General features: G+C 72.3%; 10 protein-coding genes. 6 read left to right on the forward strand and 4 right to left on the reverse strand.

Annotation, left to right across the window (positions count from 1 at the left end):
* Positions 1 to 5: 5 nt before the first annotated feature.
* The gene (locus tag AB0B45_RS01655) at positions 6 to 584 is read left to right on the forward strand and encodes a TetR/AcrR family transcriptional regulator (RefSeq protein ID WP_358123728.1); all 579 of its coding nucleotides are present in this window, start codon (positions 6 to 8) and stop codon (positions 582 to 584) included.
* On the opposite strand, the gene AB0B45_RS01660 is transcribed toward AB0B45_RS01655, so the two are convergent.
* On the reverse strand, positions 566 to 1,663 hold the full coding sequence (locus AB0B45_RS01660) for an alkaline phosphatase PhoX (protein WP_358123730.1): 1,098 nt from the start codon (positions 1,661 to 1,663) through the stop codon (positions 566 to 568). The genes AB0B45_RS01655 and AB0B45_RS01660 overlap by 19 nt on opposite strands.
* 155 nt (positions 1,664 to 1,818) lie before the next feature.
* Between AB0B45_RS01660 and AB0B45_RS01665 the strand changes: the two genes are divergently transcribed.
* Positions 1,819 to 4,521 carry a P-loop NTPase fold protein gene (locus AB0B45_RS01665; RefSeq protein WP_358123732.1) on the forward strand — a complete coding sequence of 901 codons (2,703 nt, stop codon included), beginning with the start codon at positions 1,819 to 1,821 and terminating at the stop codon, positions 4,519 to 4,521.
* Positions 4,522 to 4,576: 55 nt separating this feature from the next.
* Here AB0B45_RS01665 and AB0B45_RS01670 read toward each other — a convergent pair whose 3' ends face one another.
* A complete protein-coding gene (locus AB0B45_RS01670) occupies positions 4,577 to 5,044 on the reverse strand; it encodes a DNA starvation/stationary phase protection protein (protein WP_358123734.1) in 468 nt (155 codons plus the stop codon).
* A gap of 111 nt (positions 5,045 to 5,155) precedes the next feature.
* Here AB0B45_RS01670 and AB0B45_RS01675 point away from each other — a divergent pair, with 111 nt between their 5' ends.
* Together AB0B45_RS01675 and AB0B45_RS01680 are read left to right on the forward strand one after the other, a co-directional pair.
* Entirely contained in the window at positions 5,156 to 5,998 is an 843-nt protein-coding gene (locus AB0B45_RS01675) for a helix-turn-helix domain-containing protein (protein ID WP_358123736.1), read from the forward strand.
* Positions 5,995 to 8,574 carry a VIT domain-containing protein gene (locus tag AB0B45_RS01680; RefSeq protein ID WP_358123738.1) on the forward strand — a complete coding sequence of 860 codons (2,580 nt, stop codon included), beginning with the start codon at positions 5,995 to 5,997 and terminating at the stop codon, positions 8,572 to 8,574. The genes AB0B45_RS01675 and AB0B45_RS01680 overlap by 4 nt, the downstream gene beginning before the upstream one ends.
* A gap of 103 nt (positions 8,575 to 8,677) precedes the next feature.
* Here the strand turns inward: AB0B45_RS01680 and AB0B45_RS01685 are convergent, their stop codons facing one another.
* On the reverse strand, positions 8,678 to 9,541 hold the full coding sequence (locus tag AB0B45_RS01685; RefSeq protein WP_358123740.1) for an NAD(P)H-binding protein: 864 nt from the start codon (positions 9,539 to 9,541) through the stop codon (positions 8,678 to 8,680).
* 61 nt (positions 9,542 to 9,602) lie between these two features.
* Here AB0B45_RS01685 and AB0B45_RS01690 point away from each other — a divergent pair, with 61 nt between their 5' ends.
* Positions 9,603 to 10,550 (forward strand): YafY family protein, encoded by a 948-nt coding sequence (locus AB0B45_RS01690; RefSeq protein WP_358123742.1) that lies wholly within the window; start codon positions 9,603 to 9,605, stop codon positions 10,548 to 10,550.
* Between the two features lie 277 nt (positions 10,551 to 10,827).
* Positions 10,828 to 11,694 carry a homocysteine S-methyltransferase gene (mmuM, locus tag AB0B45_RS01695; RefSeq protein WP_358123744.1) on the forward strand — a complete coding sequence of 289 codons (867 nt, stop codon included), beginning with the start codon at positions 10,828 to 10,830 and terminating at the stop codon, positions 11,692 to 11,694.
* Here the strand turns inward: mmuM and AB0B45_RS01700 are convergent.
* Positions 11,627 to 12,976: an MFS transporter gene (locus AB0B45_RS01700; RefSeq protein WP_358123746.1), complete on the reverse strand. Its 1,350-nt coding sequence runs from the start codon at positions 12,974 to 12,976 to the stop codon at positions 11,627 to 11,629. The two genes, mmuM and AB0B45_RS01700, sit on opposite strands and share 68 nt — an antisense overlap.
* Between the last annotated feature and the right edge of the window lie 26 nt (positions 12,977 to 13,002).

Consider the following 13,002-nt stretch of genomic DNA (forward strand, 5'->3'; position numbering starts at 1 on the left):
CTCGCATGTCCGACCGTCCGGTACGCCGCCAGGCCCGCGGCCTCAAGCGCATCGCCGAGATCCTCGACGCGGCCGAGCTGGTCATCGCGGAGGTCGGCTACCCCGACCTCACCACCAACCAGGTCGCGGCGCGGGCGGGCATGTCCCCCGGCTCGCTGTACCAGTTCTTCCGCAACAAGGACGAGATCCTCGACGGCCTGGTCGCCCGCTACACCGACGAGCGCCGCGAGTTCTGGGCCGAGCGGCTGGCCGCCGTCACTCCCGAGGTGCCGCTGGAGGCCCTGGTGGCGGCCTTCGTCGACGAGAGCGTGGCGTTCAAGGGCCGATCGCCCGCCTACTGGGCCCTGCTGTACGGCTCGGCCACCGGCGACAGGCTCGCGGCGGCCTCCCAACGCCTGCACGCGGCCATCGCCGAGCAGGTCGCCGAGCTGCTGGTGCGCCGCCTCCCCGGCCTCGACCGCGATCGGGCGCTGCTCATGGGCACGATGGCCGTCTCCATGGTCAAGGCCGTCGTCCCGCAGAACTCGCCGGAGCTGACGCGGGAGCTGAAGGTCGCGCTGACAGGCTACCTGACCAGCGCCTGAGCGAAGGGGCCCGTCACCTCGAAGGTGTGGCCGTCGAGGCCGCCCGCGTCACCCCTCTTGCCGCGCTGGGAGGAGAAGTAGAGCCGCCTGCCGTCGGGGGAGAACGCGGGCCCCGTCAGCTCCGAACGGCCATGGCCCGACAGGCGCAGGAACGGCGAGACCTCTCCCGAGAGGCCGACCAGGCTGATCTCCATGTTGCCGCCGTCCTCGGCGACGAACAGCTCGCCCGCGCCCGTGCCGGTGATGTTGTCGGCGCCCCGCACGGTCGACAGCGCCTTGAGGGTGCCCGCCGTGGCGTCGTAGGCCCAGACCTTGCCGTCGCCCTTGGTGGTGAAGTAGCAGACGCCGCCCATGTAGTGGCAGCCCTCGCCGCCGTCGAAGTGCCTGGCGTCGTCGACCTGGTGGCGGGTGGCCCTGGTGACCGCGGCGGGCGAGGGAACCCTGCGCCAGGCGCCCGAGGTGGTCAGCACGTCGAGCGTGCCCTCCGTCAGGTCGCCCCAGTCGCGCGGCCTGAACCGGTAGAAGCAGCCGTCGGGCTCGTCCTCCGTGAGGTAGACGACCTGCCTGTCGGGGTCGCAGGCGGCCGCCTCGTGCTTGAAGCGGCCCATGGCCAGGCGGGGGCGGGCGGCGCGGGAGCCGTACGGGTCGCACTCGAAGACGCGGCCCCTGTGGATCTCCTCGCACGACAGCCAGGTGTTCCACGGGGTGGCGCCGCCCGCGCAGTTGAGGTTGGTGCCCGACAGGATCCGGTACGCGTCGCGGACGGCGCCGTCTGCCCCGAACCTGAGCGCGGACACCCCGCCGAGCAGCGGGATCTCGGAGTTGGAGACGTAGATCCAGCCGTTGCCGTCGGGGAAGCACGCGCCGCCGTCGGGCGCGGCGTGCCAGGTCAGCCCCGCCACCTTGTGGCCTGAGCGGGCGACCACCCTGCCCGTGAAGCCCTTGGGCAGGGCGAGACCGTCGGCGTTCGGCTCCTGGAGCGGGCCGTAGGGGCCGGCGGAGGCGCTCACCTTCGACGTTCCGAGCCACAGCGAGCCCACGACGACGGCGCCCGTGCGGAGGAGAGTTCTGCGCAACATGTGGGGCCCTCCCTGTCAGTTGCCACGCTAGGCCCAAGCCCGTACCCAGTCGATCGGAATGACATGAATGGAAGGGGATCTCGCCGTCAAACTCTGCGCAAACCTCTGCGCAAGCCCCGCGCCACCGCCGATCCGGAGCCCCAGCATTCTTGGACATGACACCCGTGCAGCTCGCTCCCCGGATCAGAGAGCGCAGGGCGCTGGTCTTCCTCGACGGCGAACCCTCCCGCAGGTTCGCGCACGCGCTGCGGCAGTGCGGGTTCGAGGTACGGACCGGCGAGTCGGAGTCGCCGTTCCCCGCCCTCGCGGCGTTCCTCCAGTCGGCCGCGCCCGGAGAGCTGCTGCTGGTCCGCTGGCCCGCGGGCTCGGCCTGGGTGCCGAGCGCGTTCACCGGGCTGATCTCGGAGTTCGCGCGGCGGCTGGGCGACTCGTGCGCGGCGGCGCTGCTGCTGGTGGTCGACTTCGGGTGGGTGCTGCACAGCGGTTCCGACGGGCCCGGCCACGCGCGGCTCGACGTGCCGGGCGATCCGCCGGTGGCGGCCGCCGCGCTGACGGCCTCGCTGGGCCACGGCGCCGAACGTCCCGGCCCCGCCCCCTCGCTGACCGAGCTGCTGGCCGACGGGCTGCTGTCGCGGCGCGAGGCGGTGACGGTGTCCGACCTGTACGTCATGGCGAAAGAGGGCTACGAGGAGGTCGGCTCAGACCTGCGCGCGATCATGTTCAGCCACGGCGACATCGACGACGTGGCGGTCAGTGCCGGCCGTACCGAGGGAGAGGTGGCGCTGGCGCACACGGCGGCCATGCTGAAGGCGGCGGGCGAACGGGAGGTGCCCGCGTCGGCGGCGGAGATCGTCGCCCGCGTCCACGACCTGTACCTGAGCGAGCCCGCGCGACGGCTGCTGCCCGTGGTCGCGCTGCTCGGCCCCGGCGAGGAGCTGACGGCCGACCACGCCGAGCTGCTTGACGCCCGCGAAGGCCTGGACGAGCTGGTCAGGTGGGGCCTGGTGCCGACGCCGCACGAGGCGGTGCGCGCGTTCGGCGGGTCGCTGCTGTCGCGCGAGGAATCCGAACGGCTGGCGTGGAGCCTGCGGCGCATGCGCGCCCGCCGCGTCGCCGTACGGCCGAGAGCGCGGCTGACACCGGACAGGTGGACGCTCGACGACCGGCTGGGGCACCGCGTGTACGCCGAGGCGATGGCCGCCTTCATCCGCCACCCCGACACCCAGCCGCCGCTGACGATCGGCGTGAAGGGCCCGTGGGGCGTCGGCAAGACCTCGCTCATGCGGATGGTGCAGGAACTGCTCGACCCGGGGGCGACGGGCGAGAACCCGGTCGGCCTGCGCCCGCCGCGCCGCGAGCGCGGCCAGGTCACCAACGCCGAGATCCTCGATCGGGTACGGCGGGCGATCGGCGCGCGCGAGGGCAGGGCGGTCCCCGACGCCGACGCCGACTGGCGGCCGACGGTCTGGTTCAACCCGTGGATGTACCAGGACGGCGAGCAGGTGTGGGCGGGGCTCGCCCACGAGATCATCACACAGGTCACCCAGCGCCTTCCCCTCGCCGAACGCGAGAGGTTCTGGCTGGAGCTGAACCTCAGCCGCGTCGACAGGGAGTCCGTCCGCCGTCAGGCCTACCAGCTGGCGCTCACCAGGCTCGTGCCCGTGGGGATCGGCCTGGCGGCGACTCTGCTGCTGTCGGGCGCGTCGCTCGCGGCCGAACAGCTGCTGCCCTGGCTGAAGGGGTCGGCCGCGGCGATCGGATCGGCGGGGGCGCTGGCCTCCGTGGTCACGGGAACGCTGCGGATCGCCAGGTTCTTCGGCGAGTCGGCGGGCGGCAGCTTCAGCGGCCTGATGCGCCCGCCCGACCCGCTCGGGCTCGGCTTCGAGCACGACTACCGCGGCAAGGCGGGCTTCCTGCACCTGGTGCAGACCGACATGCGCAACGTCCTCGACCTGGTGGCCACGCCCGAGCGGCCGCTCGTGGTGTTCGTCGACGACCTCGACCGCTGCTCGTCCGGGACGGTCGCGCAGGTCATCGAGGCGATCAACCTGTTCCTTGCGGGCGAGTTCCCGAACTGCGTCTTCGTGCTGGCGATGGAGCCCGACGTCGTGGCGGCGCACGTCGAGAACGCCTACCGGGGCCTGCAACTGCCCGAGGGCGTCGGCTGGCGGTTCCTCGAGAAGATCGTGCAACTACCGCTGAGCGTGCCGCAGCTCGACGACGACCGGCTGCCCCACTACCTGCGCGTCCTGCTCGGCCTGCCGTCGCACGACGCGCCGCCGCGCGCCGAACCCGTGCGTGAGGAGGAGATCGACAGGGTGGAGGCGGCCATCAGAAAGCTGTCGCCGACCAGTGCGACGTTGGAGCGCAGCGTCCGCCACGCCCAGGCCGCCCTCGGCGCCCGCCCCGAAGAGGTCCTGCGCGCGGCCGACCGCGTCTTCGGCGACATCTACAGCGACGAGAACGCCTTCCACGCCATCGAGGCGACGCTCCCGTGGCTGGACCTGCGCAACCCGCGCGAGGTGAAGCGGTACCTCAACGTGTTCCGCTTCTACTCGTTCGTCACCTATCGGCGGCAGCTCGCCGGGGCTCCGCGCACGCCGGACGCCGCGGTGGCCAAGCTGGCCGCGCTCACGGCCGGGTGGCCGCACCTGCTGTCGACCCTCTGCAGGGAGGCGCATCCGGGTGCGACGGTGCTCGATCGGCTGGAGCGGGCGGCGCTGCGCGGCGACGGTGACGCGTGGCTGCGGGCCCTCATGGAGGGCGAGGTCGCCACGCACGGGGCCACGGAGGAGGCGCTCCGCCTCCTGCTGGCCACCCGTCCCCCGATCGCCGCGCTCGCCGCCGAACTCCTGTAGTTCCTTACCCCTGAGCTCTTTCCACCCCTGAGCTCTGTCTACCGCTGGGCTCTGTCTACCGCTGGGCCTGGAACATCCAGTGCTGCTTCTCGACGTCCTGGGTGACGGCGATCAGTACGTCCTGGGTGACGGGGTCGGGCTCGTCGGTCGCGGCGACCCGCTCGCGCATCCGCCTGAGGACCCCTTCGAGGATGTCGGTGAAGGTGGCGACGACCTTGCCGTCCTCGATCCACCCCTGCTCGGGCTGCTGCACCTTCGTCGACCCCGCGATCGTGGCCGATCTCCCGTCAGGGTTGATCCCCAGCGCGACGGCCCGCTCCGCGACGGTGTCGGCGTGCTCGCGCGCCACCGCCACCAGCTCGTCCAGCTGCAGGTGCAGCGGACGGAAGTGCGGGCCGATCACGTTCCAGTGCGCCTGCTTGGCCACCAGGGAGAGATCGATCAGATCGACCAGCGCCCCCTGTAGGGCCTCCGCGACGACCTTCCTCGCCTCGCCCGACAGCGCTCCGGTGATCGTAGCCATGAGGTTGTCCTCTCGTCGCTCGACAAAAAGGTTCGCTCTGAACAACCGATCTCACCGGCCGAATCTTCCCCGGCATTGACACTGCAACGATGACAGTGTCATCGTTGCATCATGAGCGAGACCTGGACGATCGGCGAGCTGGCGCGGCACGCGGCCAGCGAGTTGCGCACGTCGGGCCAGCAGGTCAACGGGCGGGTGCGCGAGGTGCCGAGCGAGCGGCTGATCAGGTGGTACGCCACGATCGGGCTCCTCGACCCGCCGCTGACCAGACGCGGCAGGGTGGCCCTCTACGGTCGGCGCCACCTATTGCAGCTGGTGGCGATCAAGCGCATGCAGGCCGAGGGGTCGTCCATCGCGGAGATCCAGGCGGCCCTGACGGGCGCCACCGACACGATGCTCGCCCATGCCGCCCAGCTCCCCCTCCCTCCGCTCACCGCGGGCACATCCCCCCACCCCGGGCCTCCCCCTCACGCCACGCCCCCACACCCCTGGCCGCCCTTCCCCCCTTCCCCCGCACCCCCGCCAGCCACCGGCGAGACGCCGGCTGCACGGCCGGCCACCGCCGACCCCTCCGAACCGCCTGACGGCCCCGAAACCGCCTGGCCACCCCCTGCCCCCGCACCGGGCGACGGTCCCACCACCGCCCAGCCGTCTCCTGCCCCTGGCTCCGTCCGGCCGTATCCACCACCTCCTGCCCCCACGACGTCACCCGCCGCGCCTGACACCGTGTGGCTGGGCGAGGTGGCCAGGCCGAGGTTCTGGGCGCGCAGCCCCGAGTCCGGTCCGCGGTCGTGGCCCGTCCACGGGGTACGGCTGGCCGAGGGCGTGACGCTGCTCATCGACGGCGCTAGCCGTACCCCGTCAGAAGCCGACCTCGAGGCAGTCCTCGCCGCCGCCGGACCGCTTCTCGCGGTGCTCGAAGAGCGCCGCCTCCACGAAGGGAGCGCGACATGAAGATCATCTCGCTGGACCCGACCGAGTGCCTTCCGGTCCCCGAGGCCGGCATGGGCGCGCTGCGGACCGAGCGCGGCAACCTGCCATTGGAGAGCGTCGACGTCGCCGCGCGCATCTCGGGGCTGATCGCGGGCGTGGAGGTGGCGCAGGGCTTCCGCAACCCGTTCGACGTGACGCTGGAGGCGACCTACGTCTTCCCGCTGCCCGACAGGGCGGCCGTGACCGCGTTCACGATGGAGGCCGACGACCGGCTGATCGAGGGCGTGCTCAAGGAGCGCGGCCAGGCCAGGGCCGACTACGACAGGGCGCTCAGCGAGGGCAGGAGGGCCGCGCTCGCCGAAGAGGACAGGCCCGACGTCTTCACGATCACCGTCGGCAACATCCTGCCGGGCGAGCGGGTCACCGTGCGGCTCACGCTGAGCCAGCCGCTGCCGTACGAGGACGGCGCGGCCACCTTCCGCTTCCCCCTGGTCGTCGCGCCGCGCTACATCCCCGGCGACCCCCTCGACGGCACTCCCGCGGGTGGCGGAGTCGCGCCCGACACCGGCGCCGTCCCCGACGCCTCCCGCATCACCCCGCCCGTGCTGCTGCCGGGCTTTCCCCATCCGGTACGGCTGTCGCTGCGCGCCGACGTCGACCCCGCTGGCCTCGAACTGCGCGAGCTCGCCTCCAGCCTGCACGTCGTCCAGCGCGAAGGCACCACCGTGGAGCTCCAGCCGGGCGAACGCCTCGACCGCGACTTCATCCTCCGGCTGGGCTTCGAGGCGTCGACGGCGCTGCTGCTCGACGGCGACGGCACCTTCAACCTGACCGTGCTGCCGCCCGCGCCGCAGGGGCAGCGCACCCCCCGCGATGTGGTGCTGCTGCTCGACCGCTCGGGCAGCATGACGGGCTGGAAGATGGTGGCGGCCAGGCGTGCCGCCGCCCGCATCGTCGACACGCTGACCACCGACGACAGGTTCGCGGTGCTCGCGTTCGACTCCGTGGTGGAACAGGCGTTCGAGGGGCTGCGCGAGGCGTCCGACCGTAACCGCTACCGCGCGGTCGAGCACCTGGCCAGGGTCGACGCCCGCGGGGGCACCGAGCTGCTCGCCCCGCTCCGGCAGGCCATCACCCTGCTCACGCACCCGTCCCCACCATCGCCCACGCCCCCTCGTGGAACGGCCGACGCCTCGCCCGGCCCCATGAGCACAGCCACCGTGCCGAGTGAGGGGCCGAGTGCACGACCGGGTGAACGGCCAGGTGAGGGGCCGGGTGAACGACCGGATGAGGGGCCGGGTGCCCGCGACCGGGTCGTCGTCCTGGTCACCGACGGCCAGGTCGGCAACGAGGACCAGATCCTGGAGCAGGCGGGAGGCGCACTCTCGGCCATGCGGGTGCACGTCGTCGGCATCGACAGGGCCGTCAACGCGGGCTTCCTCGGCAGACTGGCCGGCCTCGGCGCGGGCCGCTGCGAGCTGGTCGAGTCGGAGGACCGCCTCGACGCGGCCATGGAACAGATCCACCGCAGGATCGGCGCCCCGCTGGTCACGGATCTGTCGCTGAAGGGCCTCGACGTCGAGACCGACACCGTCACCCACCTGGGCTCGATCTTCCCCGGCGTACCGCTGCAGGTCTCAGGACGCTACCGCGACGGCTCATCCATCACCGTCCACGGTCTCGCGGGCGGAAAGCCCTGGGAGCAGACCGTCCCCGGCACGGTGGTGGACAACCCTGCCATCCGGGCGATCTGGGCCCGCGCGCACCTGCGCGACCTCGAGGACCGGTACGCCATGGGCGAGCACGACCTGGAGTCCAGGATCGTGGAGACGTCGCTCGCGTACGGCGTGCTGTGCCGCTTCACCGCCTATGTCGCGATCGACACCCATCAGGTCGCGGAGGGCGCTCCCGAACACCGCGTGATCCAGCCCGTCGAGCCGCCCAGCGGGTGGGAGATGCCCGCCATGCCGCCCTCGGCGTCCGGCATGATGTTCACCGCCATGGCCGCCGCCGCTCCCGCCACGCCACCGCCCCCGGCCTCCCGCCGGCCCGGCGGCTCGGGCATGCCGCGCGGCCTCCCCGAGCCCGGCGCTCCCGCCCCGGTCGACGAAGACTCCGGCTTCGGTGGCGGCGGCGCACCGGACAGCCAGGCGAACGTCGACTGGATGGTCCATGAGCAGGAGCGCGGCGGCCCGGGCGCGCCCGGCTACGGCGGCTCGGGGCCGATGAGCGGTGGCCCATCCTTCAGCCGCAGCGCCAAGTTCGGCCGCGGAAGGGCCGCCTCGCCACAGCCACCCGTCAGGCATGAACTCGACCTGGTCAGGCCACAGCTGGTGGCCGAACTCGAGCGGCTGAAGACGGTCCTCGTCAACCGGCAGCTCTACCTTGCCGACCTCGGCAGCCGCCTGGCCGCCCTGGCCGCCTACCTCGGCGGTCACGCCGAACTGTCGGCGCTGGCTGCCGAACTGGAGACGGCCGAACACCCCGGCGCCGACGCGGACGCCCTCTGGACCCGCGCGGTCGAGGTCCTGACCAGGCTCGTGGGCGACTCCTCCACCGGCACCACCCGCCCGCGCCCGTTCTGGAAACGGGGCTGACCGGCCGATCGTCAACCCGCCCAAGGCCGCGCGGATGCACCTCCCCGCGCGGCCTTCCCCTACCTGCCCCGCACCAGGGCTCGCTGGCTCCTGTGGCCGGGGTTCATCGGAAGTCGGCCACGTGGTCGCGGGCCCACTCCTCGTAGCTTCGCGCGGGCCTGCCGAGCACCTCCTGCAGATCGGGCCACGTCCGCATCAGCGCCGACCAGTCCTGATCGGCGTAGCCGTCCTCACCGGCGGCCGCGGCCCCGCCGTACTCGACGAACCCGAGCATCAGGTCCGCGCTCTCGGCCGCGAACCCGCCCTGCGCCTTCATGATCACGCGGGCCTCCTCTCGCGTCACCTCCGTGTACCGCACCCGCTCTCCGAGCGCGGCCTCGATGGCGGCCACCTGCTCGCGTACGGTCACCAGCCCCGGCCCGGTCAGCGTGTACGCCTTCCCGTGGTGACCGTCCTCCAGCAGCGCGGCCACCGCCACCGCCGCGATGTCGGCCTCGTGGATGAGGTTCATCGGCTCGTCCGCGAACGGGTAGCGCACTTCCCGCGACGCCCTGACCGCCGGAGCCCAGATCTGCAGCATGTTCGCCATGAACCCGCACGGCCGCACATGCGTCCACTCCAACCCGGACGCCTCGACCACGGACTCCACCGGGCTGGTGTGCAGCCCGGCGCTCACCGACGCGGCCGACAGGTCCACGATCCGCCGCACCCCCGCCGCCTTCGCCCGCGCGACGACCTCCTCGGCGCCCTTGTCCACGGGGAACAGGTACATCCGCTCAACCCCATCCAGCGCCCCCGCCAACGTCTCGGGCATGGCCAGGTCCCCGCGCACCACGTCCGCTCCGGGCGGCAGCGCGGCCCTGGCCGGGTCCCGCGTGAGCGCGCGCACGCTCTCCCCCGCGGCGAGAAGCTGCTCGACGACGTTCCTACCGACAAAACCGGTAGCACCGGTTACCAAGATGGTCATGTCTCCACGCTAGGGTGAATTCCGGCCACTTTCCGGCCTGAATGAAAGCGACCATGAAGCCATGGCCAACACCAGCGCACGGATGCTCCGTCTCCTCTCCCTCCTTCAGACCCACCGCTACTGGCCCGGCGGAGAGCTGGCCGGCAAGCTCGAGGTGAGCGAGCGCACGCTGCGTCGCGACATCGACCGCCTGCGCGAGCTCGGCTATCCGGTGGATGCCAGCCGCGGCGTCTCCGGCGGCTACCAGCTCCGATCGGGTACGGCGATGCCGCCGCTCCTGCTCGACGACGAGGAGGCGGTCGCCATAGCCGTCGGCCTGCGCACCGCGGCCGGGGTGGACGGCATCGAAGAGACATCGGTGCGCGCCCTGTCGAAGGTCGTCCAGGTCATGCCGCCCCGCCTCCGCCGGAGAGTGGAAGCGCTCCGCGCATACACCATTCCTTCGTCAGTAGACGGCCCGACGGTGGACGCCGAAATCCTGACCGTCCTAGCCCAGGGCTGCCGCGACGCCGAGCGCCTCCGCTTCGCCTACACCTCCGCGTCGGGCGAGCGGAGTGAACGGCTGGCTGAGCCGTACCGGCTGGTGTCCCTGCGCCGCCGCTGGTACCTCGTCGCCTGGGACGTCGAACGGTCCGACTGGCGTACTTTCCGCGTCGACCGCCTCAACGAGCCCGCCCCGACCGGCGCCCGCTTCCGGTCCCGCGCCCTCCCCGGCGGCGACGCGGCTGCCTTCGTCGTGTCCAAGCTCGATTCCCTCCCCGTACGGCACGCCGTCGTGGCCGTGGTCCACGCGCCCGCCTCCCGGGTCGAACCGGTCATCGCCCAGACGGGCGGGATGGTGGAGCAGGTGGACGAACGGACGTGCCGGTTGGTGATGCACGTCGAGGACTTCGAGTGGCCGGTGTTCGTCCTCGGCGCGATCGGCGCGCCCTTCGACGTCGTCGAGCCCGCCGCCTTCCGCGACCACCTCAGGACCATCGGCTCCCTCTTCCTCGACGCCGCCCGCTGACCAGCGACATCGCGAGGACCCGGGACACGAAGACGCGGAAGACGAGTACGGACCGGAAAGCCGCAAAGCGAGAGGTCCCAGCCAGAAGGGCACGGGCGTGAAAGACGCGTGCGGGCCGGAAACTCGCGGGGTGGGCGGGCCAGGGTGGGAGGGCGCGGAGACGTGGGAGACGAGGATGCGCGACATGAGGGGCAGGGGTGGCGGCTGGGGTGGCGCGCGCGAGGGGGCGAAGGGCGGGCGGGGGAAACGCTTGGAGAAGAGAGAATAAAGTGATGGTGTGAGCACACTTGTCCTAGATGGCGGACTTGCTACCCATCTCGAAGCGCTGGGCGCCGACCTGCGCGACGAGTTGTGGTCGGCACGCCTGCTGCTGGAAGACCCCGCCCTCATCCGCCGCGTCCACGCCGACTACTTCGCGGCCGGCGCGCAGGTGGCGACCACCGCCAGCTACCAGGCTTCCATCCCCGCCTTCGTCAAGCGTGGCATGTCCGAGCGCGAAGCCGCCGACCTCATCACCCTCTCTGTCGAGCTCGCCATCCAGGCCAGGGACGAGGCGGGCGGCGGGCTGGTCGCCGCCAGTGTCGGCCCCTATGGCGCGTACCTGGCCAACGGCGCCGAGTACACCGGTGACTACGACCTCGACGAGGACGGCTTGGCCGACTGGCACCGTCCGAGGTGGGAGATCCTGGCAGGCTCGGGAGCGGACCTGCTGGCCTGCGAGACCATCCCGTCGTTCGCCGAGGCCAAGGCGATCAGCCGCCTCCTGAAGGAGACGCCCGAGGTGAGGGCGTGGATCGCCTTTTCCTGCCGCGACGACAAGCATCTCAACGACGGCACCCCCGTCAGGCGGGCCGCGGCGCTGTTCGCCGACAGCCCGCAGGTCGTCGCGGTGGGCGTCAACTGCACCTCGCCGTCCCACATCTCGGGGCTGATCCGCGAGCTGGCCGGGTTCACGGTCGTCGTCTACCCGAACTCGGGCGAGACGTGGGACGCCGAGGGCCAGCGCTGGCGCGGGTTCGCCGACCCGACGGAGTACGGCGAGGCCGCCAGGCAGTGGAGGGACCTGGGCGCGTCGTTCATCGGCGGCTGCTGCCGTACGACGCCTGAGCATGTGAAGCGGGTGCGCGCAGCCACCGCAGGGTAAGCAGCGCGCCGGCGAGCACGACGGCCGCGATGACGAGGTAGCCGGCCGACATGCCGTGGGTGGCCAGGGCGGTCCCCATGACGGCGACGCCGACGGCGCTGCCCAGCTCACGGGAGGCACTGGTGAGGCCGGAGCCGAGTCCGGCCCGCTCGGGCGGCAGCGCGGCCACGGCGGTGTGCGAAAGGTGCGGAAGGCTGAGCCCCATGCCCGCGCCCATGAGCGTGGGCCCGATGGCGTAGAGCACGTACGGCGTGCCGGCGCCCGCGAACGACAGCGTCACCAGTCCGGTGAGCACCAGCGCGAGCCCGGCCGGCACCGCCCTCCGCTGGTCGAAACGCGCCGACAGCCGCGACAGCACGATCATCGGCACCGTGAGCGGCAGGATCGCGAGACCGGTGAGCAGCGGCGAGAAGCCCATGACCTCCTGCAGGTAGCGGGCGTTGACGAAGAACAGCGCGAACAGCCCGAAGAAGAGCACGGCGACGCCGAGTGTGCCGGCGCGCAGTCCTGGCCTGGCGAACAGGCGCGGGTCGAGCAGCGGCCCCGCCGTGCGGTACTGGTGGGCGACGAAGCCGGCGAGGAGTGCGGCGGCGACGGCGAAGGCGCCGAGCACGGGGGCGCTGGTCCAGCCGTGCGAGGGCCCCTCGATGACGCCGAACAGCAGCGCGACGGAGCCCGCGATCAGGAGCGCGGCTCCCGCCAGGTCGAGGTCGGCGTGGTGGCGGGGCTGCCTGGGCGCCAGCCTGGCGGTCAGCAGCGCGAGGAGCCCTGCGATCGGCACGGGGATCAGGAACAGCGCCTGCCACGGCAGGTACTGCATGACGAGCCCGCCGCCCACGTTGCCGAGGACGCCGGCGATGCCGGTGGCGGCGGTCCAGGTCGCGATGGCCTTGCCGCGTTCCTCGGGCGGGTGGACGCCGATGGTCAGCGAGAGCGAGGCGGGCATGACGAGCGCCGCGCCCGCGCCGCTGAGCGCTCGGGCGGCGATGAGCACCCCGGTGGTCGTGGCGAGCGCGGCGGCCAGACTGCCGAGCGCGAACACGCCGAGGCCGGTGAGCAGCACGCCCTTGCGGCCGTAGCGGTCGCCGGCCGCGCCCGCCGGGATGAGCAGGCAGGCGAAGACGATGACGTAGGCGTCGACGATCCAGACCAACTGCGAAGGGCTGGGCCGGAGCGTGCCGGCGGCGAGGGTGGGGATGGCCAGGTTGACGGCGGCCACCAGGGAGACCGCCAGGATGACCGAGGCCGCCATGACGGCCAGGATCCTGGATCTTTCGGGCATGCGGGAACCCCTCGAAACAGGTGGGA

Source organism: Nonomuraea sp. NPDC049152 (assembly GCF_040648355.1).
In the GTDB taxonomy this organism is placed as follows: domain Bacteria; phylum Actinomycetota; class Actinomycetes; order Streptosporangiales; family Streptosporangiaceae; genus Nonomuraea.

Excerpts from the sequence above, each read along its gene's own strand:
- AB0B45_RS01690 (WP_358123742.1), top strand. The coding sequence starts at position 9,603 with ATGGCCAACACCAGCGCACGGATGCTCCGTCTCCTCTCCCTCCTTCAG.
- AB0B45_RS01685 (WP_358123740.1), bottom strand. The coding sequence starts at position 9,541 with ATGACCATCTTGGTAACCGGTGCTACCGGTTTTGTCGGTAGGAACGTC.
- AB0B45_RS01665 (WP_358123732.1), top strand. The coding sequence starts at position 1,819 with ATGACACCCGTGCAGCTCGCTCCCCGGATCAGAGAGCGCAGGGCGCTG.
- AB0B45_RS01660 (WP_358123730.1), bottom strand. The coding sequence starts at position 1,663 with ATGTTGCGCAGAACTCTCCTCCGCACGGGCGCCGTCGTCGTGGGCTCG.
- AB0B45_RS01700 (WP_358123746.1), bottom strand. The coding sequence starts at position 12,976 with ATGCCCGAAAGATCCAGGATCCTGGCCGTCATGGCGGCCTCGGTCATC.
- AB0B45_RS01655 (WP_358123728.1), top strand. The coding sequence starts at position 6 with ATGTCCGACCGTCCGGTACGCCGCCAGGCCCGCGGCCTCAAGCGCATC.
- AB0B45_RS01680 (WP_358123738.1), top strand. The coding sequence starts at position 5,995 with ATGAAGATCATCTCGCTGGACCCGACCGAGTGCCTTCCGGTCCCCGAG.
- AB0B45_RS01675 (WP_358123736.1), top strand. The coding sequence starts at position 5,156 with ATGAGCGAGACCTGGACGATCGGCGAGCTGGCGCGGCACGCGGCCAGC.
- AB0B45_RS01670 (WP_358123734.1), bottom strand. The coding sequence starts at position 5,044 with ATGGCTACGATCACCGGAGCGCTGTCGGGCGAGGCGAGGAAGGTCGTC.